Raw genomic sequence first — 21157 nt, forward strand, 5'->3', positions numbered from 1 at the left:
TCTTAAAGCTGAGCCCCGGTCCGGCGGCGCCGGATCGAGGCTCAATGGCGAAAATGCGCGGTCGACGCCTTATTCGGCGATGTCGACGCCCTTGAAGATGTGCGAGCCGAGCGGGCTCATCTTGTAGTTCTGCACCTTCTTGTTCATCGGCATGAACACGCGGCTATGGGCCAGGGTGATCGCCGGCTCTTCCTGCTTGAAGATTTCCTGGGCCTTGGTGTAGAGCGCGGCGCGCTCGTCCTGGTCGGCGGTCTTCTTGGCGTCCTGGATGGCCGTCTCGAAGTCGTCATTGCACCAGCTCGAATAGTTCGAGACGCCGATGGCCGAGCAGGAGAACAGGGTCGCAAAGAAGTTGTCCGGATCGCCGTTGTCACCGGTCCAACCGATCATGAAGGGGCCCTTGCGGTCCTTCTGCTTGCCGCGCTCGCGGTATTCGGTCCACTCGTAGGTCACGATGTTGGCGGTAACTCCCACCTTGGCCCAGTCGGACTGGATCAGTTCGGCAACGCGCTGGCCGTTCGGGTTGTACGGACGCGACACCGGAATGGCCCAGAGATCGGTGGTGAGGTCGGTCACGCCGGCCTCTTCGAGCATCTGCTTGGCTTTTTCCGGATCATAGACGTCGGCCGGAATGGCGTCGTTATAGGACCACATGGTGGGCGGGATCAGGTTCTTGGCGTCCTGGCCGGCACCCTGGTAGACGGCGTCGATGATGGCCTGCTTGTCGATGGCCATGGTCAGCGCCTTGCGCACTTCGGGATTGTCGAAGGGCTTCTCGGTGACGTTGTAGGAGATGTAGCCGATATTGAGGCCTTCCTGCTCCATCACGTTGAGGTTTTCGTCGGCCTTGAGCGTTTCGATATCGGCAGGTGCCGGATAGGGCATGATATCGCATTCGCCGGCCAGGAGGCGCTGGGCGCGCACCGAGGCGTCGGTGGTGATGGCGAAAACGAGGTCGTCGATCGGCTGCTTGCCGTCCCAGTAGTCGGCAAACGCCTGGTAACGGATGACGGTGTCGAGCTGGTAGTCGACGAACTGGAACGGACCGGTGCCGATCGGCTGCGTCGAGAAGGCGGCCATGTTGCCGTCGGCTTCGAGCTTGTCGGCATACTCCTTGGAGACGATCGACGCGAAGTCCATCGCCAGGTTCGCCAGCATCGGCGCATTGGGCTCGGTCAGGGTCAGCTTGACGGTGAGATCGTCAACCTTTTCAAGCGACTTGATGTACTTGGGCATGTCCATGCCCTGGAAATAGTCCCAGGTCATGCCTTCGAGGTACTGGTTCCAGGGATTGTCTTCCTTGTACTGGCGCTCGAAGGAGAAGATCACGTCGTCGGCGTTGAGATCACGCGACGGGGTGAAGTACGAGGTGGTGTGGAACTTGACGCCGGGGCGCAGGTGGAAGGTGTATTCCAGGCCGTCGTCAGAGATTTCCCAGCTCTCGGCCAGGGCCGGAGCCACCTCGGTGGTGCCGGGGACGAATTCGACCAGACGGTTGTAGATGGTCTGCGAGGAGGCGTCGAAGTCGTTGCCGCCGGTCAGCGGACCGGGGTCGAAGTGGGCGGGGGAAGCTTCCGAGCAGTATACAAGCTGCTTGGCCTCGGCAGCGCCGGCGGCAAGAGCCACCATCGCCGTAGCCGCCATCATCGTCTTCATCAATTTCATCAGTGTCGTCTCCCGAAACGAATTATTGCGCACCTGGATTGCACGCCAGGGGCTTGAGGGACACAAAAGCCTAGATTCTAAAGGAGCGCAATGGGTGAGTTTGACCAATTGGTCAACCGTGTGACGGAGGGAACGCCCTTCCACAGAAATGGACGGAAACGAAAACAACCGTTCGGACGCGGCCTTACGGCTTGCCCCGCCTCCCGCGGCCCGTGCTAGATGGCTGCATGCGCCGCGCCCTTCGCCTTGCCAGCCTGGCATTTGCTCTTTTCCTGTCCGTCTCCGGCGTCAGGGCCGTGGAGCCCGGCTGGCACTATTCGCCGCTTCCCGGCGAAGGCGACCGTGCATCTTTGGGGTGCGACAGCAAGGCGACGGCCTCGGCATTCACATGCCTCGCCGTGCGGTGCGAAGACGATCTCACGACCGGCCTCTATGTCCACGCCAGCGATCCGCCCGCCAGCCCTGCCCGGTGGACGCTGACCATCGATCGCGAAAACCTTGCCTTGAGGACCGAACCCGCCGCGAGCCCCTACGCCGCGCGGGTGGTGGGCGATATTGCGCCCATCCTCGAGAGGCTCGAACAGGGCACGTTCGTCTATCTCCGGCGCGACGATGACGATAGTGACGCCTTCGTGTTCATCGACCTGGCCGGCTCCCTTACTTCCATCCGCGAGGCCCTCTACTGGTGCGCACCCAAGGCGCCAGTCTCCGAACAAAACACGCTTTCCCGCGTTACGCCGCAAACGGAAATGGAGAACAGTAATGAACCGACGTCCCCTGGGCCGCAGTGAACTGGTGATCGAGCCGCTTGTCCTGGGTGGCAATGTCTTCGGCTGGACCGTCGACGAAACCAGGGGCTTCGACATCCTCGACGCCTTTGTCGAGGAAGGGTTCACCGCCATCGACACGGCCGAGGGCTACCCCAACTGGGTGCCCGGCAATCCGCCGGGGATGAGCGAGACCATTATCGGCAAGTGGCTCAAGGCGCGTGGCAATCGCGACAAGGTGCACATCTTCACCAAGGTCAATTCGGGCAAGAAGCCGGGCGGGCTCAAGGCCGATGCCATCAAGAGCTCGGTGGAGGACAGCCTCAAGCGCCTGCAGACCGACTATATCGACCTCTATTTCAGCCATTGGCCCGACAGCGAAGCCAGCCACGAGGAGACGCTCGAGGCCTATGATGTGCTGATCCGGGCCGGCAAGGTGCGTGTCATCGGCGCCTCGAACTATACGACGGAAATGATGGAGGATGCCCAGCAGACCTCGATCGTCAAATCCCTGCCCCGCTACGAGGTCGTCCAGCCGCGCTACAACCTTTATGATCGCGCCGAGTTCGAGGCGCTGCGCGACTATCTGGTCAAGAACGAGGTAGGGGCTGTCGTCTACTACAGCCTCGCCTCGGGCTTTCTCACCGGCAAATATCGCTCAAAGAGCGACTTGGGGCAGTCGCCGCGCGGCGGCGGCGTCGAGCGGTATCTTGACGAAAAGGGCCTGGCGATCCTGGGCGCTCTCGACACCGTGGCCGCCGATCTCGATGCCACCCCTGCCGAGGTGGCGCTGGCCTGGCTGATTGCCAAGCCCGGCGTTTCGGCCCCCATCGCCTCGGCGACTTCGGTGGAGCAGGTTCGCTCCATCGCCCGTGGCGCACGCCTTTCCCTGTCGGACGATGCTGTCGCCAAGCTGGACGCGGCTGGACGCTGAGGTCAGCCGCTGCGCCAATGCAGCACGGGCTCGGCGAGCCGCTGCAGGTCCTGCGGCGGTTCGCCGGCGATGCGGCGGAGCAACAGGCGCGTCAGTTCATCGCCAGCGGCCGTCACATTCTCCTCGATGGAGTCGAGGTCCGGGAACAGCGTGGGCACGATCCCCGAGGTCTGCTTGTAGATGACGTCGATGGCGCGAGAGGGGAACTGTCCGCTGGCGATCAGCCCGCCCAGTAGCGCAATCGCGCGCATTTCGCTGTCGCAGATGATCCCATCGGGGGCATCAGCGCGCCCGGCAAGATCCCGCGCCAGATCGCGAATGCGGGCCGGATCCCCTTGTGCCGGCCGGGTATCGAGAACCTCGGCGGAAACGCCCGCCTTTGCGGCCGCCTTGCGGAAGGCTCTGGTAATATTGGCGTAGTTGGTGGTCCGGTCGTCGCCGATCATGAGCAGCAGCCGCCGCCGGCCTTTCTGCGCCAGCCGCTCCACGGCCTTCTGCGCGAAGACCTCGGAATGAAAATCGACGAACGCGTGCGGCGCCGAAAAGCCTGTCCGGCCGTGGCTGACGAAGGGAAAACCGCGTTCGGTCAGAAACCTGACCCGCTCGTCATCGGGCGTGGTGTGGGTGATTACCACCCCGTCTGCCGCCCGGTTGACCAGAATATAGCGCACCGTTTCCAGTGTCGGTTCAGCACTGAATTCCGGCGCCACGTTGAGATGATAGCGCGTCCCGACCAGCGCGCGCCCGATGCCCTGGATCATCTGCCGCGCAAAATCCACCGAGTCCTCCCCGCCGCCCAGCACCAAAGTCAGGACGTTGGTCTTGCCCGTTCGCAGCCGTACCCCGGCGCGGTCGGGCACGTATCCCAGTTCGGCCGCCGCTGCCGCCACGCGGTCGCGGGTCTCTGCCTTGAGCGTCGCGCCACCGCGCAACGACAGCGACACCGTCGAGAGGCTAAGCCCCGTCTTTTCCGCGATGGTTTTGAGCGTTACCCGCTCATGCGCCTCGTCCGGGCTCTGCTCTGTCATTTTCGGCTCCTGTTGCCGTTCTAGTGCGGTTCCTCCCGCAAGGGAACCACTCCGGATTGCAACGTTGCAACGGGACGGCTACTCTCCCGCCATCTTTGCATCTCGGACCGCGCCATGACCTACTCCAATCCGCTCGCCACCAAGCTGGGCCTGCTCGACGACGATCTCAAGATGGAGGGCAAGCTCCTGCGGCTGTGCAAGGATCTTGAGCAGAAGACCCGTACGCCCCTGCCGGATGTGCCGTTCGAATGGCGCGTGCAGCGCGCGGATGGTTTTTCGGCCTCCGATGCGCTGGCCGCGGACTGGCGGCAGTGGGAGCCGTTCGGGCGCCACTCCGTCTGGGGCAAGCACCAGGAACACACCTGGTTCGCGGCCGAGATCGTGGTTCCGGAGGGAGCGCGCGGCAAGACGTTCGTCATGCACGTCACCAGCCAGTGGCAGGATCGCCCGGGATCGACGGATCCCCAGTGCCTGGCTTATCTCGACGGCCACATCGCCCAGGCGCTTGACGGCAACCACACCGAACTCGTCATCGAGCGCGATGCGACGCCCGGCAACCGACACGTCCTCCTCATCAACGCCTTCACCTTCTTCGACCGGCCGCTGGTGGGCTTCAACACGGACTTCTTCATCCGCAACGAACGGGCCGAACAGCTCTACTACGATCTGCAAACCCCGCTGGACGTTGCCGTGCTGCTCTACCAGAACGACCCGCGCCGGCATGCAATCCTCGGGATTGTCGAGCGGGCCCTGCGCGCCCTCGACCGGCGCGATGGCCACACCCCGGAATTTGAGGCCAGCCTGCCCGCCGCCGAAAAGATCGCGGCCGAAATCTACGCCCTCGTGGACACGCAAGTGCAGCCGCAGATTACCGCCGTCGGCTCCACCCATCTCGACGTCGGTTGGCTCTGGCGCGTCCTGCACACACGGGACAAGACGGGCCGCAGCTTTGCCACGGTGCTCAACCTCATGGAGGAGTATCCGCAGTTCGTCTTCATGTACAACCAGTCGGTGCTCTTCGATTTCCTCAAGACGGACTACCCCGAACTCTGGGAGCGCATGCTCAAGCGCGTCAAATCCGGGCAGTTCGAAATCGAAGGCGCCATGTGGGTGGAGCCGGACGTCAACATCGCCTCGGGCGAGAGCCTGGTGCGCCAGATCATGCGCGGCAAGCGCTTCCATCGGGAGAATTTCGGCGTCGATCCACGCACGGTCTGGCTGCCCGACACCTTCGGCTATTCGGCCAACCTGCCGCAGATCATGGCCAAGTCGGGCCTTGAGTACTTCGTCACTTCCAAGCTCAGCTGGAACGACACCGACCGGCATCCCTACGACACCTTCTTCTGGCGCGGCATCGACGGCACCGTCACCAAGGCGCAGTTGATCACGGCGCAGGCCTATGACAGCGAGCAGATCTTCACGACCTACAATGGCGACCTGTCCGTCAGCGAGACCATGGGCGTCTGGAAGCGCTACGAGCCCAAGGCGGCCCACAACGAGGTCGTCATGTCCTATGGCTATGGCGATGGTGGAGGTGGCCCGACGCGCGCCATGATCGAGCGCGGCATCCGCCTCCAGCGCGGCATCCCCGGTGCGCCGCGGGTCAAGCTCGAAGGCATCGTGCCCTTCCTCGATCGGCTGGGCGCGGCGATGGAGGCCAACCCCAATAAATTCCCGGTGTGGAACGGGGAGCTTTACCTGCAGTACCACCGCGGCACGCTGACCTCGGTGGCAAAAAACAAGGCCAACAACCGCAACGCGGAGCGGCGCCTGCGCGAGCTCGAATTCTTGGGCGCCACGGCGCTGGCCACCGCCGGGGTCGCCTACCCTTGCGATATCCTGGCGGAATTCTGGGAACTGGTGCTGATCAACCAGTTCCACGACATCCTGCCCGGCACCTCGATCCCCGAGGTCTATGTCGATAGCGATGCGGATTACGAACGCATCTTTTCAACGCTCAACTCGGCCAACGGCCCCTGGCACGCCAGCGCCATGGCCGCCGCCAGGCCCGGCCACCAGCTGCGGCTTCTCAACTTCACCAGCCAGGGCCGAAAGGGTCTCATATCCCTCGGCGCTGCCGTCCCCGCGGAGGGTTTTGCACTGGCCACTGCCGCCGGCACGGCCCCGCTGCAGCAGATCACCCGAGCCGACGGGTCAACCTTGTCCGTGGGTTGGGCAGGCGATATCGCCCCCTTGGGCTGGGCGGCGGCGCAGATCGTCGCGGGGGAGAGCAGTGCTCCCGCCGAGCTCTCCGTCTCGCCGCAGCATCTCGAAAACGCGCATCTGCGGATCGAACTCGATCCGAGCGGCGAGATCATCTCCATCCATGACAAGCAGCGCGACCGCGAGGTTCTCGCACCGGGCCTGGCCGCCAACCGCCTCATTGCCTATGAAGACAAGCCGATGGAATGGGACGCCTGGGACATCGACCGGTACTTCGAAGAGCAGTTCTGGCCCCTGGCGGAGGAGAAAGCGGCCATCTCCGTGGTGGAGAGCGGGCCGTTGCGTGCGGCCATCCGCATCGAGCGTGCCTATCGCGCCTCGCGCATCGTGCAGATCGTGTCGCTGGCGGTGGGTGAACGCCAGGTCGAGTTCGACACCTTCATCGATTGGCGCGAACGCGCGCAGGTCATCAAGGCGGTGTTCCCGTTCGATCTCAATACCTCCGAAATCCGCTCGGAAATCCAGTTCGGGCACGTCAAGCGCCCGACCCATCGCAACACCAGCTGGGACAAGGCCCGGTTCGAGGCCTCGATGCACCGGTGGGTCGATCTTTCGGAGCCCGACTTCGGCGTGGCGCTGCTCAACGACAGCAAGTACGCCTATGACTGCCATGAGCAGACCGTTCGGCTGACCCTGGTCCGCGGCTCGAGCTTCCCAAGCCCCGATGCCGACATCGGAGAGCATCGCATCCGCTATGGACTTTTCGTCCATGACGGCGTGGTCGATCTCAGCACCGTTCACGACGCGGCCGAACGGTTCAACAACCCCGTAGCCGTCATCGGCAATAGCCATCCAGTGGACGCAGCGGATGCCGATCTCGGTGCTTTCAGCCTGGCGCGCGTGACGGCGCCCAACGTGGCCGTCGAAACCGTCAAGAAGGCAGAGGCGTCGAACGCTCTGGTGCTGCGCGTCTTCGAGACCGCCAACCAGCGGGCGCGCACGCGGATCGAGTTCGGCATCCCGGTCGGGCGTGTGCGCCCGGTCGACCTGATGGAGGAAAATCCCGGCGCTTCCCTCGTGGTCGAGAACGGCGGGGTGACGCTCTCGCTGCGGCCCTTCGAGATCGTCACGCTCCTCGTCGAACTGAAGGAGAGTTGAGCGCGATAGCGCCCCGGTCCGCCCGCCGCGCAACCAGAAACTGCTGGAGGTCTGCGGGTGCCATGGGACGGGCGAAGGCATAGCCCTGGAGCACGTCACAGCCGAGATCGCGCAGGATCTCGGCCTGTTCCAGGGTCTCGACCCCTTCTGCGACGATGCCGATGCCCATCGAGGCGCCAATGTCCACGATCGAGGAAACGAGGCGGCGCTGTGCCGGATCATCGGCGATCGGCGTCACCAACTGCCGATCGATCTTGAGACGGTTGGGGCGAAGTTTCTGCAGCGAGACGATGGAGGCGTAGCCCGTGCCGAAATCGTCGATCTCGATATCGATGCCCAGATCCTTAAGCTGGTCGATGTTCCAGCCGACGACGCCATCGCGTTCATCGAGATAGATGGACTCCACGAGCTCGAAGGAAATTCGGCCCGGCTCGATGGCGAGATCGCGCAGGCTCGCCACAAGGCCCTCATCGTCGAGGCGACGCAGGGAAACATTCACCGACGCGCGCGGCACCCGAAGCCCCTGTTCATCCCAGCGCTTGAGGTCGGCGAGGGTCTTTTCGAGGATCATCCGATCGAGCGAGGCGACCACGTTGAGATCTTCGGCGATGGTCATGAAGGCGTCTGGAGCGAGCAGCCCACGGGTGGGGTGGCTCCAGCGCGCCAGCGCTTCCACGCCCATCAGGTCGTGGGTCCTTGCGTCGAACTGCGGCTGGTAGTGGGGAAAGAATGCACCCTCCTCCAGGCCCTTGAGAATTTCATCGGCCACGCGCTTGGCGGTGATGACTTCGGCCTGCAGGCTCTCCGAGAAGAACTCCAGGCGGTTGCGGCCTCGGTCCTTGGCCCGATAGAGCGCAATGTCGGCATTGATCAGCAATTGCCGGACGTCGATGTCCCGTCCGCGCGCCACGGCGAGGCCGACACTGACCCCGAAGCGGCACTCGTGCCCTTCATGCAGTGCCGGTTTGCGCATCTCGGCAACGACGCGCAGGGCGAGATCGCTTAGCGCAGCGTCGGTTTGACCGGCTTCGGCGACGATGACGAACTCGTCGCCACCGATCCGCGCGATGAAGTCATCGTCGCGACACTGCTGCCTCAGCACCTGGCTGGCGTGGATCAGCATGGCGTCGCCGGCGGCATGGCCGAGCGTATCGTTGATCTGCTTGAAGCGGTCGAGGTCGATGTGCAGCAGCGCGATACCACCGCTCTCGTGGAAGCCATGCTCCGCGTTGCGGGCCAGGATGTCGTCGAGATAGCGGCGATTGGGCAGCCCCGTCAGGCTGTCGTGCAGCGCGTTGTGCTCGATGCGGACACGGGCCTCCTCGAGGGCCTGGTTCCGGGCCTCGCTCAGCGTGTTGGCCCGCCGCAGGTCTTCGGCCAGCCTCACGTCGGCGGTGATGTCGAGGTTGACGCCAATGACGCGCTCCGGCTCCCCCGGTTCGCGGTGAAGCGCGCCCATGGACCGCACGTGGAGCACGGTGCCATCGGGCCGCAGAACACGGTAGTCGCATTCGTAGCGGCCGGACCCGATCATGCTGCGGAATGCCCCCTCGGCGCGATCGCGGTCCTCCGGGTGCACTGCCGAGAGCCAATCCGCATGCTTGCGCAAGGCGCCATCGGGAACCCGCCCGTAGAGCTGATGGGTTCTTTCGTCCCACATCTCGACATTCTGGGTGAGGTCCATTTCCCAGACGCCGATCTTCGAGGCGTCGAGCGCCAGGTTGAGACGTCTTGTGACCTGAGCCAGGGCCTTCTCGCGCAGACCGAGCGCTTCAATGTGACGGTGGCGCTCGCTCGCCATGCGGGCGGTCATGAGAAAGGGCAGGAAGATGAGAGCGCCCGCAAGCCCGATGCCGCCACGCAGGAGCAGCAGCGCCCCCATGTCGCGCTGCCACCCGCCATACGGAACGGCGGCGATGCGCCATGCGCCGGCAGGCAGGACCACATCGGCCACCACGGGATTGGTGGCGCTCAGGTCGGGACCGAAAAACCGGCCCCCCGCGCCGTCGGCGGCCGATGCCGATGAGATGGAAATGTCGAGGCGCAGCGTGGGGTCGAGCAAGCCGCTGTCGGCATAGAGCCGCTCCACATCGACGATGGCGGAGACGATTCCCCAAAGATGTCGGTCGGCCCCATCACCGGTGTAGACAGGGAAGCGGCTGATGAAACCCTGCCCACCCTGGACCAGGTCAACCGGGCCGGCCATGACGAGCCGCCCGGTTCGAATGACCTCCTCGATGCTGCCCCACTGCGCGGGCATATTCCGGTAGTCGAGACCGATGGCCGTCCGATTGGGCTCGTAGGGATAGGTCAGCCGCACCACGAGATCGGGCGCTGCCGCGACGGAGCGGAGCTGACTGTCTTCCTCAAAAAGGTTGGAGGCGAGTGCGGCAAAGCGTGCCTGGTTCATCTCCGGCTCGGTCGAGAGCGTGGAGACCAGACCGCGCACGAGTTGCACGTTGGCGGAGATGTTGCCTTCGAGCTTGGCGCGGATGACCGAGATCTGCGCCAGCGTTTGCGCCCGCATCTGGTTTTCGGCCAGCGTCTGGGCCTGCCGATCGACGAGGACGGCAACCACCGCGATGACGATGAGCGCCACAAGGACGGGCGCGGTGGTGCCGCCACGCCCCAACCAGCGCCAGGACCGCCCTGCTCCCTTTGTCCTCGCCATGCCGCCCCAACCCAATCCGGCCTCTTCAAGCCTTAGGCTAGAGCCGAGAGCGTTGACGATTGGCTTAAGGGGTCGGCCAATCTCCGGCTTGGTAAACGGGAGGCAAACGACGCCTCAATCGGTGCGCAGTCCCGTTCGCGTCGAGAACGGGTGCAAGGCGTCGAGCGGCAAGCGGATCGGCACTACTGCACCCTCCGAAAGGTCGGGTCGGCCGGGCATGACCATAACCAAGGGGGCGGCGATCTCCTCCACGTGCAGATAAAGATGGCTCTCCCCGCCCACCGGTTCGATCAGATCCACGGTGCCAGTAAGGACAAACCCTTCTCCCTCACCCGTTTGCATGCGATCGGGACGGACGCCGATGAGATCGGTTTCGGTCGGCAGATCCTTCAGCACGGCGCTCCCGACGATGTTTTTCAGCGCCTCGAGCGGAATGAGGTTCATGGGCGGCGAGCCGATGAAGCCCGCAACGAAGAGCGAAGCGGGGCGGTCGTAGACTTCGGTGGGTTTCCCGACCTGTTCGATGCGGCCGCCGTTCATCACCACAAGGCGATCGGCCAGGGTCATGGCCTCGAGCTGGTCATGCGTAACATAGACGCTCGTGGTCTTTAGCCGGTGCTGCAGCCGGCGGATTTCGACGCGCATCTGGCCGCGCAGCTTGGCGTCGAGGTTGGACAGCGGCTCATCGAACAGAAACGCCTTGGGCTGGCGCACGATGGCCCGGCCCATGGCGACGCGCTGGCGCTGGCCCCCGGACAGCTGGCGCGGCTTGCGCTCGAGGAACGGCTCGATCTCGAGCATGCGGGCCGCCTCGGCGACGCGGCTGTCGATTTCGGCACGCGGTGTGCCGCGGTTCTTGAGGCCGTATTCGAGGTTCTGCCGCACGCTCATATGCGGGTAGAGCGCATAGTTCTGGAACACCATGGCGATGTCGCGCTCGGCGGGCTCCCTGGAATTGACCACCGCGCTGTCGATCGCAATCGTGCCCTCGGTGATGGTTTCGAGGCCCGCGATCATGCGCAGCAGCGTGGACTTGCCGCAGCCGGAGGGTCCGACGAGAACCACCAGTTCGCCATCGCCAATGGCAAGATCGATGCCATGAATGGCCGTGACGTTGCCCTGATAGACCTTTTTCACGCCCTTGATGTCGATGCTTGCCATGGGCTTATTTCTCCGTTTCGACCAGGCCCTTGACGAACAGGCGCTGCATGAAGACGACGATGAGGATGGGGGGCAGCATGGCCAGCAGCACTGCCGCCATGATGATGTTCCACTGCGGATCGGCATCGGACACGGCGGCCATGCGCTTCACGCCCATCATCAGCGTGTAGTAGTTGGGATCGATGGTGACGAGCAGCGGCCAAAGGTACTGCATCCAGCCATAGATGAAGAGGATGACGCAGAGCGCGGCGATGTTGGTGCGGCTCAAGGGCAGGAGAATGTCGCGGAAGAATTTTAGCGGCCCTGCCCCGTCCACCCGCGCCGCCTCCATCAGTTCGTCGGGAATGGTCATGAAGAACTGCCGGAAGAGGAACGTCGCCGTGGCCGAGGCGATGAGCGGGATGGTGAGCCCGGCATAGGAGTTGAGCAGCCCAAGATCCGCCACCACCTTGAAGGTGGGGATGATGCGCACCTCGACCGGCAGCATCAGCGTGATGAAAATCAGCCAGAACGCGAGCACCCGCCCGGGGAAGCGGAAATAAACGATGGCAAAGGCCGAGATGATGGAGATGGCGATCTTGCCCAGCGTGATGATGACCGCCATCCAGAGCGAATTCCACGCCATCAGCCAGAACGGGGCCACGCCGCGGCGGTTCTCCGTCAGCACCTGCATGACGTTTGCGAACAGTTCGCCTCCCGGAAGCAGCGGCATGGCGCCGGAAGTCAGCGCGGTGGGGCCATGGGTGGCAGCGACGAGCGCGATATAGACCGGGAAGGCCACGATCACCACGCCGGCCAAAAGCACGAGATGGGTGAGAACGGCGAGGAAGGGACGGTTTTCGACCATGGTGGCGCTTCCCTAGTACTGCACCCGGCGTTCCACGTAGCGGAACTGGATGACGGTGAGCGCGATGACGAAGGCCATGAGAATGACCGACTGGGCGGAAGACGAGCCGAGGTTGAGGCCGATATAGCCGTCCGTATAGACCTTGTAGACCAGCGTGTTGGTGGCCTGGTTGGGTCCGCCCCCCGTCGTGGCGTCGACGATGCCGAAGGTATCGAACATCGTGTAGTTGAGGTTGACGATCAGCAGGAAAAAGGTGGTGGGCGAGAGGAGCGGAAAGACGATGGTCCAGAAGCGCTTGACCGGGCCTGCGCCATCGATGGCGGCCGCTTCGTTCAGCGATTGCGGCACCGATTGCAGGCCCGCCAGGAAAAACAGGAAGTTGTAGGACACCTGCTTCCAGCTGGCCGCGATGATGATGAGGATCATCGCCTGCGTGCCGTTGAGCTGGTGGTTCCAGCGGATGCGGATCTGCTCGAGCGCGAAGGGCAGAATGCCGGTCGTGGAGTTGAAGATGAACCACCAGAGGATACCGGCCACCACGGGCGAGACGGCATAGGGCCAGAGCAGCAGGGTCGAGTAGGCCGACGCGCTGCGCACCAGCCGGTTGACGGCCACGGCAAGGATCAGCGCAAAACCCATCGAGATGATGCTGACGGCCAGGGCAAACACGGCCGTGCGGCCGATCGAGGCAAGGTAGGCCGGCTCGGAAAATAGACGCAGGTAGTGCTGCATCCCGACAAACCGGGTGGACAGGCCGAACGGATCCTCGGCCTCGAAGGACGATTTCACCGCCTGCCCGGCCGGCCAGATGAAAAAGATCAGCGTGATGAGCAGTTGCGGCGCCACGAGGAGATAGGGCAGCCCGCGTGCCGGAAAGACTGTGCGTTTGGTATCCATGGCCCGATCCGCTGGAGCCGACGCGATGCGTCAAAGGAAAGGCGCGGCGGTTGACCCGCCACGCCCGGCCGAGGTGAGGCGCCTTACTGGTTGGCGGCCTCGAAATCGCGCAACTGCTGGTTGCCGCGGCTCACCAGTTCGTCCAGCGCTTCCTGGGCGGTCTTGTCGCCGGCCAGCAGAGCCTGGAATTCCTCGTCGATGATCTGGCGGATCTGGTTGTAGTTGCCGAAGCGCAGGCCCTTGGAATTGGGCGTGGGCTCGTTGAGCGTGATCTGCTTGATGGCGACGTCCGAGCCCGGGTTGGCCTCGTAGTAGCCCTGCTCCTTGCCCAGGTCATAGGCAGCATAGGTGATCGGGAGATAGCCCGAGAACTGGTGCCAGTCCGCCTGCACTTCCGGAGAGGACAGATAGGCAAAGAAGTCAGCGACGCCCTTGTATTCTTCTTCCGGATGGCCCTGCAGAACCCAAAGGGTCGCGCCGCCGATGATCGAATTCTGCGGAGCGCCTTCGGTGCCCTCGTAATAGGGCAGCATGCCGTAGCCGACCTCGAAGTCCTTGGCGTTGGCGATGACGCCGGCGCGCGAGGCCGAGGAGTTCATGTAGATGGCGCAGTCCTGCGTGTAGAACTTGGCCGGAGCATCGGCGCCGCCCTCGGGACCACCATACTGGAAGAGGCCGGCATCCTGCCAGGTCTTGAGGTTTTCCCAATGCTTGACCTGAAGAGGGCCGTTGACGCTCAGCTCGGCATCGAGGCCACCAAAGCCGTTCTCTTCGGTACCGATCGGCTGGTTGTGCCAGGCCGAGAGATTTTCGAGCTGGATCCAGGAAATCCAGCCTGTGGTGAAGCCGCAATTGGCAGCGCCGCTATCGACGATCTGCTGCGAGAACTGCGCGAGTTCTTCCCAGGTCTTGGGCGGCGTTTCGCGGTCGAGACCGGCTTTTTCGAACACGTCCTTGTTGTAGTAGAGGATCGGCGTCGAGGAGTTGAACGGCATCGACAGCATGTTGCCATCGGTGTCGGTGTAGTAGCCGACGACGGCAGGCAGGAAGCCGGAGGGGTCGAACTCGGCGCCCATGTCGGCCATCAGCTGATAGACCGGATAGACGGCGCCCTTGGCGGCCATCATGGTTCCGGTGCCCACCTCATAGACCTGCACGATGTCGGGCTGCTCGCCGGCGCGGAAAGCGGCGATGGCGGCCGTCATGGTCTCGCCGTAGGTGCCCTTGTAGATCGGGGTCACGTGGTACTCGGACTGGGAGTCGTTGTACTGGGCAACGATCTCCTCAAGTTTTTGCCCCAGTTCGCCACCCATGGCGTGCCACCAGGTGACCTCGGTCTGCGCGAAGGCGACCGAGGTGGAAAGCATAAAGGACAGAGCCGCAAGGCTCGCCGCGCCGGTGAATTTGATCATGATCGTCTCCCTGTGGACCCGCGGCCTGCACGCCGCCGGACCTTGCCAGACCGTTTCTTGGTGAAGCGCCGGACATGTGGGACACGGGATCAGCCGCGAAAAAATCCACCAAATGAACATCCAGGCGCACATCCCGCTTTCATTTGAATGTCGGCGGGGTGCGCGGAAGGCTCTAGAGCGGCTGGTTGACGATCGAATGAACCTGAGGTGTCAGTTCCGTGACGGTCTCAGGCGGGCACCTCTTCGAGCTCGATCAGCGTGCCGTCGAAGTCCTTGGGGTGGAGGAACAGCACCGGGTTGCCGTGCGCCCCGATGCGCGGCGTGCCATCCCCCAGAATGCGCGCGCCCGTCTCGACCAGACGCCGCGCGGAAGCCTCGATATCGTCCACCTCGAAGCAGATGTGATGCATTCCGCCGGCGGGGTTCTTTTCGAGAAAGGCGGTAATGGGCGAGGCCTCGCCCAGCGGCTCGAGGAGTTCCACCTTGCTGTTGCCCGTGTCCACGAACACCACCGTGACACCGTGCTCGGGCAGGGCCTGCGGCTCTCCGACGCGTGCGCCGAGCTGGTCGCGGTATCTGGCCGTGGCGCGCGCAAGGTCGGGAACCGCAATGGCGACGTGGTTGAGCCGTCCGATCATGCTCGCACTCGCACCGTGACCGCTGTCATGCCGGATCAAAATCGGGGGCCGCAGTGCCGGTCGCCTTCAGCCCCGCTGCAAACCGCTTGGCGTTCAGCACATAGCGGTCCGCGGAAGCCGACAGCGCCGCGACGCCCTCGGCATCGATCTCCCGCACGACCTTTGCCGGGGCTCCCATGACGAGGGAATTGTCCGGGATGATTTTATTCTCGGTCACCAGCGCGTTGGCGCCGATCAGGCAATTGCGACCGATGCGAGCGCCATTGAGGATGGTGGCGCCCATGCCGATGAGCGTGTTGTCGCCGATCGTGCAACCATGAACGATAGCAGCGTGACCCACGGTGACGTTGTCTCCGATGGTCAGCGGAAAGCCCTTGTCTGTGTGCAGCACGCAGTTTTCCTGCACATTGGTGCGCGCACCGATGGAGATCGTTTCGATGTCGCCGCGGGCAACGACGCCGAACCAGATGCCCGCCTCGGGTCCCACCACGACATCGCCGACGAGCACGGCGGTCGGGGCAATCCAGCCCACGTTCGGGTCGATGCGGGGCGACACCTCCTCGAGTGCATAGATGGGCATGACCTGACCTCCTCCGCCGCCTTCACGTCCCGGTTTACTCCGGTCAGCCACGCCCTGCCAAGACGAAGATGGCCAGGCCGAAGTTGAGTGGCGCAGTCCTCAGGGGGCTACCCCGTAGGCTTCGCGCATCTGCGCGATCTCGGCCAGCGCCTTGTGGAAGAGGCTCCAGTCGTCCCGCTCGGCGATGGGCGCCCATATGGCTTCCACCTCATCGATCAGCATGGTGCGCGGTCGCAAACGGGCGAAATACGGGTGATCCAGCCGCAGGTCGTCCACGGGCTCGTAACATTCGAAAGCATCCGCGACCGGGCGGAACTCCTCGCCCGCATACGCCTCCGCCGCGGGACTTGCCGCCGCGCGCGTAATGCTGGCCCGGCCGCCGCACCAGTCGAAAAACGTCTGCTCGTAGGGCGCCTGGCTCGCGGAGAGAAAACCGAACAAGGCGGTCACGAATGCACCGTCCTCTTCGACGCCCCTGGGCTTGAGACCAAGGCGCCGCAGGATCTGCCGTGGCAACGCCTCGCGAAACACCGGCCAGACCGTATTGAGCGCGGGCTCGAGCCTCTCGATGCTCGAGAGCGGCACGAGGCACTCCGCGAGCCGGGTCAGGTTCCAGGCCAGCGTTTCGGGCTGGCGCCCAAAGGCATAAAGGCGCGTCTCGTCGAAGTAGGCGGCGGTGAACTCCGGATCGTAAGCGGGCAGGAAGCGCCACGGCCCGTAGTCGAAGCTTTCCCCGGTGATGTTGATGTTGTCAGTATTGAGCACGCCATGCACGAACCCTGCCGCGGTCCACTGCGCGCCCAGCCGGGCCACCCGGCCGACCACTGCCTCGAGAAAGGCCGCTGCGTGATCCTCGGCGGCCGCGAGTTCCGGGTAGTAGGTGGCAATGGAGTAGTCCAGCAGCCTTTGGAGGTTCGCCGTGTCCTCGAGATAGGCCAGCCGTTGAAACGTCCCGATGCGGATGTGGGAATGGCTGAGGCGGGTCAAAACGGACGAGCGCGTCGGGGATGGCTCGTCGCCGCGCCAGAGCTCCTCCCCCGTCTCGACCAGTGAAAAGCTCTTCGAGGTAGAGACGCCGAGCGCTTCGAGCATTTCGGTGGCCAGCACTTCGCGCACGCCGCCCTTGAGCGTCAGCCGTCCATCGCCGCCGCGCGACCAGGGGGTCCGTCCCGATCCCTTGGTCCCCAAATCGAGGAGCCGCCCGTCGGCCGGGTCGCGGCACTGGGCATAGAGAAAGCCACGGCCATCGCCCAGATCGGCATTATAGGTGCGGAACTGGTGACCGTGATAGCGCAGGGCGAGCGGCTCGGGCAGCGATCCCTCCAAGGGCTCGAAACGGCCGAAATGGGCAAGCCAGCTGGCCTCGTCCAGGTGCTCCAGCCCCAGCCGCGCTGCCCAGCGCCGGTCGCGGTGCCGGAGCGTGAGCCTCGGAAACTCGGCCGGACGCACGGGATCGAAAAAGTCGGCACCGAGCGTCTCGTGCCGCCGTTCGGGGAGAAAATCTGCCATGGCTTCCCAACGCCCAGTTGCCGTTCCGGTTCGCGGCCATCGCAAGGCAAGCCTGCGTGAGTGCGGCTGGCGAGGCGCGGCAAATCGGCCTATATGGAAAGACATGATACCCGCAATCGAGACGCTTCGCCTGGCCCCGTTCGACGCCGTCATCTTCGACATGGACGGGACCCTTCTTGATACCGAGGCTGTGTTCCGCACCATCGTCTTCGAGGTCTGTGAGGAACTCGGCTTCGAGATGACGGACAGTGTGCATCATTCCATGGTGGGCTCGAGCCACGAGCGCACCCGCCAGTTGCTGCTCGAAGCCTATGGCGTCAGCTTTCCCTACACGCTGTTCGATCAGAGGTGCCGCACGAGCATGCGTGCGCGCAGCCACGGTGGCGTGCCCGTAAAGGCCGGAGCGCGCGAGTTCATTACCGAGCTGCGCGCTCGTGGCATCCCCGCCGCAGTCGCCACCTCATCGCGCAACCCGCACGCCCAGCACCACCTGTCCACGGCGGGCCTGTTCGATCTGTTCGACACGGTCGTGACACGCGACGACGTGGTCAATCCCAAGCCGCACCCCGAACCCTTCCTCACCGCGGCGCAGCGGCTGGGGATCGAGCCCCGGCTGTGCCTTGCGCTCGAAGACAGCCATATGGGCGTCCGCGCGGCCCATGCGGCCGGCATGCAGACGGTCATGGTGCCCGATCTCGTGGGACCCAATGCGGACATTCACGCATTGGGCGTAACGGTGCTCGAGAGCATCGTGCACGTGCATGAGGCGGCCTTTCCGCGTCCGTGACACTGGCGCCCCAGCCACACCCGGCAGGATTTCGTTAACCACGCCCGCTAATGGATAAAGCTTTACCCAATGGGGTAAGGCGCTGTTCAGCACGTCCGAAGCCAATGAATTTTCAGGGTTTTCATCCCTGTTCGGCTCCATTAACCGTACTTTAATCAGCTAACGGCTATGGTTAACTGGACGTAAATTACATCTTCCATAGTCGGATCGGCTTGGCTAGTGTGCCGGCCGAACGAGGTCCACCTCCGGTGAGATCTTGATTGAAGGCCCACCGGAAACGACCGGACGGGCTCAGGGGCAAGGACGGGGCATTGACCAGAGGCTGGCGGGGCAAAGCGATGCGCGCGGTATCTCACGCGCTGGCAATCGGAGCTGCGGCTCTGGTTCTGTTCGTTACTCTTTCCCCGGCACGTGCCGATCAGGATGCCGTCTTCCCGCAAGCCGTTCCCGCCGACATCGCTCAGCTCCGCACCCAGCCGGCCCTCGGGCCCACGCTGTTGCCGCCCGAGCCGGGACGGCAGCATCTCAACGCCGCCCTTTTGACCAACTACATCAAGCGCCAGGAAACCCTGCGCGCCTTCGACGTCAACGCTGCCGGTCCAAAGCCCGAGCTGACTGCCGACGTGCTCATGGGTTACATCGCCCGCGGTTCCCTGGGCGGCGGCAACATGGCCCTCTCGGCCATCGATAGCTTCACGTCCGAACCGGCGAAGCCTGCGTCCACGGTCACCTCCGACCTCCTCGCAAGCTACGTGCAGAAGGGTTACGTGCCGACTGCAAAGCGCATCGAAACCGCCAACAACGAGCGTGGTTGCCTCGCCCAGGCCATCTACCACGAAGCCCGCGGCGAAAGCGCGACCGGCCAGCTCGCCGTGGCGAACATCATCGTCAACCGCGCCCGGTCCAAACGTTTCCCTGCATCGCTCTGTGGCGTCGTCTATCAGAACGCCGACAAGGGCCGCTATCGCTGCCAGTTCACCTTTGCCTGCGACGGCCGCAGCGATACGCCCAAGGAACGCCGCGCCTGGGCCCGTTCGGTAGCTCTGGCCGAAAAGGTTTATGCCGAATACGCGACAGGCGAAGACGTCGGCGCCCTGCCCAAATCGGCGCTCTACTATCACACCACGGCCGTGCGCCCCTCCTGGTCGCGCACCTATCAGCAGGTTGCCGAAGTCGGCGCGCACATCTTCTACGCGCCCAACTGAGCAACACCTGAAACAAAAAAGGGCGCCGTGGGCGCCCTTCGCATTTCGGGGATGCCAGCCGCTATTCCGCAGCCTCGGCCAAGTGCGGCCCGGCCCCGGCATCGGCGCCTGCGCCGAACTTTTCAAAGTTCTTCCGGAACAGTCCCACCAGGCGCGCCGCCGCCCGCTCATAGGCTTCCGCGTCCGACCAGGTCTGGCGGGGGTCGAGCAGTGCAGGATCGACGCCCGGCACCGCCTCCGGCACCTCGAAGCCGAACAGCGGGTCGGTGCGCATCGCGACGTCATCGAGCCCACCATCGAGCGCCGCCGTGAGCAGGCGGCGGGTCGAGGCGATATCGATGCGCCTGCCCACGCCATAGCCCCCGCCCGTCCAGCCGGTGTTGAGGAGCCAGGCCTGCGCACCGCTGCGGCGCAGCCGCTCGGCCAGCATGGCGCCATAAACCGTCGGGTGCAAAGGCATGAAGGGGGCCCCGAAACAGGCCGAGAAGGTCGCCTGCGGCTCGGTGATGCCGCGTTCGGTGCCCGCAACCTTGGCCGTGTAGCCGGAGAGAAAATGATAGACCGCCTGTTCGGGGGTCAGCCGGGCCAGCGGGGGCAGCACGCCAAACGCGTCGGCGGTGAGGAAGACGACCGTCTTCGGCGTGCCTCCGACCGTGCCCGGAGCGACCTTGGGCAGGGCAGCAAGCGGATAGGCAGCACGGGTGTTTTCGGTGCGCGAAATGTCATCGAATATCGGCACGCCTTGTTTATCGAGCACCACATTTTCGAGCACGGTGCCAAACCGCTGCGTCGCGGCGTAGATCTCGGGTTCGGCTTCGGCCGAAAGCCGCACCGTCTTGGCGTAGCACCCTCCTTCGAGATTGAAGACGCCCGCGTCGTCCCAGCCGTGTTCGTCGTCGCCGATCAGCGGGCGAGCCGAATCGTTCGAAAGCGTGGTCTTGCCCGTGCCCGAAAGCCCGAAGAACAGTGCCGCCTCTCCTTCCGGCCCCAGATTGGCCGAGCAGTGCATGGGCAGGACACCGGCGCGCGGCGCGTGGAAATTGAAGAGCGAGAACACGGCCTTCTTGATCTCGCCCGCATAGAGCGTGCCGGCGATGACGACGATGTTGCGGCTCATGTCGAGCGCTATGACCGTTTCGGTGCGGGTGCCGTGGCGATCTGGATCGGCCTGGAAGAGCGGGGCGTGCACGATGGTCACGTCACGCGCATCGGCAGCGATCGGGAGGCCGTCTTCGGGCCGGATCAGCAGGTTGCGGATGAAGAGCGCGTGCCAGGCGCTCGGGGTCAGGACCGTGACCGCATATTGGTGACGGGCCGAGGCTCCGGCCAAAAGGTCTTCGACAAAGAGTTCCTGATGGCCCAGATGCTCTTTCACATCGGCCAGAAGCAGGTCGAACCGGTCAGGCGCCATGCCCCCGGCATTGTCCCACCACACGGCGTTTTCCGTCAGCCCGTCGCGCACGATGAACTTGTCCTTGGGCGAGCGGCCGGTGAAGGCGCCAGTTTCTACGGACAAGGCGCCATGGGCCGTCAGTTGCGCACCACCCTGCCCCAGGGCGCGGGCAACCAGGGCCGGCACCGTAGCGTTGTGAACAGGGGCGCTGGCGCCTGCGACAATGTCCGCCCTCAGGCCCTGGTGATCGAAATGCGTCATTTCTACTCTCCGATGCTGACGGCCAAACCGGGCTCGTCATGGCCGGAAAATAGGGGGGACGGGACCCTCCAAACCATCGGG

General features: G+C 64.2%; 16 protein-coding genes. 5 read left to right on the forward strand and 11 right to left on the reverse strand.

Annotation, left to right across the window (positions count from 1 at the left end; all coding sequences use genetic code 11):
• Window positions 1-69: 69 nt before the first annotated feature.
• Window positions 70-1665, reverse strand: a complete 1596-nt coding sequence (locus IC608_RS11945) for an ABC transporter substrate-binding protein (protein ID WP_191775633.1) — start codon at window positions 1663-1665, stop codon at window positions 70-72.
• Window positions 1666-1892: 227 nt separating this feature from the next.
• Here IC608_RS11945 and IC608_RS11950 point away from each other — a divergent pair, with 227 nt between their 5' ends.
• Together IC608_RS11950 and IC608_RS11955 are read left to right on the forward strand one after the other, a co-directional pair.
• Window positions 1893-2456, forward strand: a complete 564-nt coding sequence (locus IC608_RS11950) for a hypothetical protein (RefSeq protein WP_191775635.1) — start codon at window positions 1893-1895, stop codon at window positions 2454-2456.
• Window positions 2428-3366, forward strand: coding sequence for an aldo/keto reductase (locus tag IC608_RS11955; RefSeq protein ID WP_191775637.1), 939 nt, complete (start codon window positions 2428-2430; stop codon window positions 3364-3366). The genes IC608_RS11950 and IC608_RS11955 overlap by 29 nt, the downstream gene beginning before the upstream one ends.
• Before the next feature lie 2 nt (window positions 3367-3368).
• Here IC608_RS11955 and IC608_RS11960 read toward each other — a convergent pair whose 3' ends face one another.
• A complete protein-coding gene (locus IC608_RS11960; protein WP_191775638.1) occupies window positions 3369-4394 on the reverse strand; it encodes a LacI family transcriptional regulator in 1026 nt (341 codons plus the stop codon).
• Window positions 4395-4508: 114 nt separating this feature from the next.
• On the opposite strand from IC608_RS11960, the gene IC608_RS11965 reads away from it, so the two are divergent.
• Entirely contained in the window at window positions 4509-7715 is a 3207-nt protein-coding gene (locus IC608_RS11965; protein WP_191775640.1) for an alpha-mannosidase, read from the forward strand.
• Here the strand turns inward: IC608_RS11965 and IC608_RS11970 are convergent.
• From IC608_RS11970 to IC608_RS12005, 8 genes are all read right to left on the reverse strand, one after another.
• On the reverse strand, window positions 7684-10386 hold the full coding sequence (locus IC608_RS11970; RefSeq protein WP_210316344.1) for a bifunctional diguanylate cyclase/phosphodiesterase: 2703 nt from the start codon (window positions 10384-10386) through the stop codon (window positions 7684-7686). The two genes, IC608_RS11965 and IC608_RS11970, sit on opposite strands and share 32 nt — an antisense overlap.
• A gap of 114 nt (window positions 10387-10500) precedes the next feature.
• On the reverse strand, window positions 10501-11547 hold the full coding sequence (ugpC, locus tag IC608_RS11975) for a sn-glycerol-3-phosphate ABC transporter ATP-binding protein UgpC (protein ID WP_191775642.1): 1047 nt from the start codon (window positions 11545-11547) through the stop codon (window positions 10501-10503).
• Window positions 11548-11551: 4 nt separating this feature from the next.
• A complete protein-coding gene (gene ugpE, locus IC608_RS11980; protein ID WP_191775644.1) occupies window positions 11552-12394 on the reverse strand; it encodes a sn-glycerol-3-phosphate ABC transporter permease UgpE in 843 nt (280 codons plus the stop codon).
• Between the two features lie 12 nt (window positions 12395-12406).
• Window positions 12407-13291 carry a sn-glycerol-3-phosphate ABC transporter permease UgpA gene (gene ugpA / locus IC608_RS11985; RefSeq protein WP_191775646.1) on the reverse strand — a complete coding sequence of 295 codons (885 nt, stop codon included), beginning with the start codon at window positions 13289-13291 and terminating at the stop codon, window positions 12407-12409.
• Window positions 13292-13374: 83 nt separating this feature from the next.
• A complete protein-coding gene (ugpB, locus tag IC608_RS11990) occupies window positions 13375-14703 on the reverse strand; it encodes a sn-glycerol-3-phosphate ABC transporter substrate-binding protein UgpB (protein WP_191775647.1) in 1329 nt (442 codons plus the stop codon).
• Between the two features lie 227 nt (window positions 14704-14930).
• Window positions 14931-15341 carry a methylmalonyl-CoA epimerase gene (gene mce, locus IC608_RS11995; RefSeq protein ID WP_191775649.1) on the reverse strand — a complete coding sequence of 137 codons (411 nt, stop codon included), beginning with the start codon at window positions 15339-15341 and terminating at the stop codon, window positions 14931-14933.
• Window positions 15342-15366: 25 nt separating this feature from the next.
• The gene (locus IC608_RS12000) at window positions 15367-15921 is read right to left on the reverse strand and encodes a gamma carbonic anhydrase family protein (protein WP_191775651.1); all 555 of its coding nucleotides are present in this window, start codon (window positions 15919-15921) and stop codon (window positions 15367-15369) included.
• A gap of 99 nt (window positions 15922-16020) precedes the next feature.
• Complete coding sequence (locus tag IC608_RS12005; protein ID WP_191775653.1) at window positions 16021-17430, reverse strand: protein adenylyltransferase SelO; 1410 nt, start codon at window positions 17428-17430, stop codon at window positions 16021-16023.
• Window positions 17431-17533: 103 nt separating this feature from the next.
• Between IC608_RS12005 and IC608_RS12010 the strand changes: the two genes are divergently transcribed.
• A complete protein-coding gene (locus IC608_RS12010) occupies window positions 17534-18217 on the forward strand; it encodes an HAD family hydrolase (RefSeq protein ID WP_191775655.1) in 684 nt (227 codons plus the stop codon).
• A 338-nt stretch (window positions 18218-18555) separates the two neighbouring features.
• Window positions 18556-19422: a cell wall hydrolase gene (locus tag IC608_RS12015; protein WP_191775657.1), complete on the forward strand. Its 867-nt coding sequence runs from the start codon at window positions 18556-18558 to the stop codon at window positions 19420-19422.
• 61 nt (window positions 19423-19483) lie between these two features.
• Here the strand turns inward: IC608_RS12015 and pckA are convergent, their stop codons facing one another.
• Window positions 19484-21076, reverse strand: coding sequence for a phosphoenolpyruvate carboxykinase (ATP) (gene pckA / locus IC608_RS12020; RefSeq protein WP_191775659.1), 1593 nt, complete (start codon window positions 21074-21076; stop codon window positions 19484-19486).
• Window positions 21077-21157: the final 81 nt, after the last annotated feature.

The sequence above is a fragment of the Devosia oryzisoli genome (genome assembly GCF_014837245.1).
GTDB lineage: Bacteria > Pseudomonadota > Alphaproteobacteria > Rhizobiales > Devosiaceae > Devosia > Devosia oryzisoli.

Bases quoted from the DNA above. Each gene is read 5' to 3' on its own strand.
- IC608_RS11945 (WP_191775633.1), bottom strand. From the start codon at position 1,665: ATGAAATTGATGAAGACGATGATGGCGGCTACGGCGATGGTGGCTCTT.
- IC608_RS11950 (WP_191775635.1), top strand. From the start codon at position 1,893: ATGCGCCGCGCCCTTCGCCTTGCCAGCCTGGCATTTGCTCTTTTCCTG.
- IC608_RS11955 (WP_191775637.1), top strand. From the start codon at position 2,428: ATGAACCGACGTCCCCTGGGCCGCAGTGAACTGGTGATCGAGCCGCTT.
- IC608_RS11960 (WP_191775638.1), bottom strand. From the start codon at position 4,394: ATGACAGAGCAGAGCCCGGACGAGGCGCATGAGCGGGTAACGCTCAAA.
- IC608_RS11965 (WP_191775640.1), top strand. From the start codon at position 4,509: ATGACCTACTCCAATCCGCTCGCCACCAAGCTGGGCCTGCTCGACGAC.
- IC608_RS11970 (WP_210316344.1), bottom strand. From the start codon at position 10,386: ATGGCGAGGACAAAGGGAGCAGGGCGGTCCTGGCGCTGGTTGGGGCGT.
- ugpC (WP_191775642.1), bottom strand. From the start codon at position 11,547: ATGGCAAGCATCGACATCAAGGGCGTGAAAAAGGTCTATCAGGGCAAC.
- ugpE (WP_191775644.1), bottom strand. From the start codon at position 12,394: ATGGTCGAAAACCGTCCCTTCCTCGCCGTTCTCACCCATCTCGTGCTT.
- ugpA (WP_191775646.1), bottom strand. From the start codon at position 13,291: ATGGATACCAAACGCACAGTCTTTCCGGCACGCGGGCTGCCCTATCTC.
- ugpB (WP_191775647.1), bottom strand. From the start codon at position 14,703: ATGATCAAATTCACCGGCGCGGCGAGCCTTGCGGCTCTGTCCTTTATG.
- mce (WP_191775649.1), bottom strand. From the start codon at position 15,341: ATGATCGGACGGCTCAACCACGTCGCCATTGCGGTTCCCGACCTTGCG.
- IC608_RS12000 (WP_191775651.1), bottom strand. From the start codon at position 15,921: ATGCCCATCTATGCACTCGAGGAGGTGTCGCCCCGCATCGACCCGAAC.
- IC608_RS12005 (WP_191775653.1), bottom strand. From the start codon at position 17,430: ATGGCAGATTTTCTCCCCGAACGGCGGCACGAGACGCTCGGTGCCGAC.
- IC608_RS12010 (WP_191775655.1), top strand. From the start codon at position 17,534: ATGATACCCGCAATCGAGACGCTTCGCCTGGCCCCGTTCGACGCCGTC.
- IC608_RS12015 (WP_191775657.1), top strand. From the start codon at position 18,556: ATGCGCGCGGTATCTCACGCGCTGGCAATCGGAGCTGCGGCTCTGGTT.
- pckA (WP_191775659.1), bottom strand. From the start codon at position 21,076: ATGACGCATTTCGATCACCAGGGCCTGAGGGCGGACATTGTCGCAGGC.